Raw genomic sequence first — 1269 nt, forward strand, 5'->3', positions numbered from 1 at the left:
TGGCTAAGGCTCGTTGATAGAATTCTAGGGACTTTTGATCGTCCCCTAGGTTGGAATACGTTAACCCCAAATTATTAAGAGTACTCCCTTCCCCGGTGCGATCGCCTAATTCTCGATCAATTGCTAAGGATTGCTCAAAGAACGACCTTGCTAACTGATATTGACCCAGTTCATCATGAACCCACCCAATAAAATATAGCGCTACTCCTTCTTGATAGCGATCGCCAATGTTTCGTTTAAGTTCTAGGTACTGCTGGAAGCTCTGTAAAGCCTCTTGTAATTGACCTGTACTTAACTGTTGGCGACCTTTAACATAGAGCTGCTGGGGTGGAGTGACTTGGTCAAGACTAGTTTGGTCAAGACTAGTTTGGTCAAGACTAGTTTGGTCAAGACTAGTTTGGTCAAGACTAGTTTGGTCAAGACTAGTTTGGTCAAGACTAGTTTGGTCAAGACTAGTTTGGTCAAGACTAGTTTCGTCTTGACCAAGAACAGGCGAAAGGGGGAATGTCAGAGAAATGAGTAAAGAGGCAGTGGTCAGCAGGAAGGATGAAGGAACATGAATAAAGGATAAGAGTTTTTGCTTCAATTCAAACTTCCTAGTTTCCACTTGACAAGTGTGTTGTCACATCTTATTATATATCCTGATTTTAATCAGTTTGTCAGCAAGTACAATTACTTATTCACTCTCTGACTTACCCTCTTGGTCATCATCTTTTGTTTTCTTAGTAGTCTTCTTGGTGGATTTCCCAGAGGTTTTCTTTTTGGTGGAAGTAGTTGATTTACTGGACTTGCGACCAGATTTACCCGATGACGCCTTAGCTGCTATGAGTTCCAAGGCAGTTTCTAAGGTTAACTCCTCCATGGATTTTCCCTCTGGCAGAGAGGCATTAACTTTGCCATGGTTCACATATACCCCATACGGACCCTGATAAATATTGACTGGTTCGCCATCTTTAGGATGAACCCCTAGTTCCCGTAAGGGTGTTTTAGTCTTGCTGCGAGAACCGCCCCTTGTCCTCTTAGGTTGTGCCAGCAGCTCTAGTGCACGGTCTATGGTAATTGTCAAGACGTTATCCTCAGCTTTGAGGGAGCGGTAATCTTTGCCCTCCTTCCCTTGGTCATGGACAACATAAGGACCAAAGCGTCCGATTGCGGTTTTGACGGGTTTGCCTGTTTCCGGATGAGGACCGAGAAGGCGGGGGAGTGCTAGGAGACCGACTGCCATTTCTAGGTGTACATCTTCCTTCTTTACCCCCTTAGGCAAAGAGA

General features: G+C 44.6%; 2 protein-coding genes. Both read right to left on the bottom strand.

Annotation, left to right across the window (positions count from 1 at the left end; genetic code table 11):
* Window positions 1-586: tetratricopeptide repeat protein (locus tag F6K53_RS43345; protein ID WP_293086903.1), on the bottom strand; the 586-nt coding region annotated here is incomplete at its 3' end.
* Between the two features lie 90 nt (window positions 587-676).
* The coding region (locus tag F6K53_RS43350) for a topoisomerase C-terminal repeat-containing protein (protein WP_293086905.1) at window positions 677-1269 on the bottom strand (593 nt) is incomplete at its 5' end.

The organism is Moorena sp. SIO4A1 (assembly GCF_010672065.1).
GTDB lineage: Bacteria > Cyanobacteriota > Cyanobacteriia > Cyanobacteriales > Coleofasciculaceae > Moorena.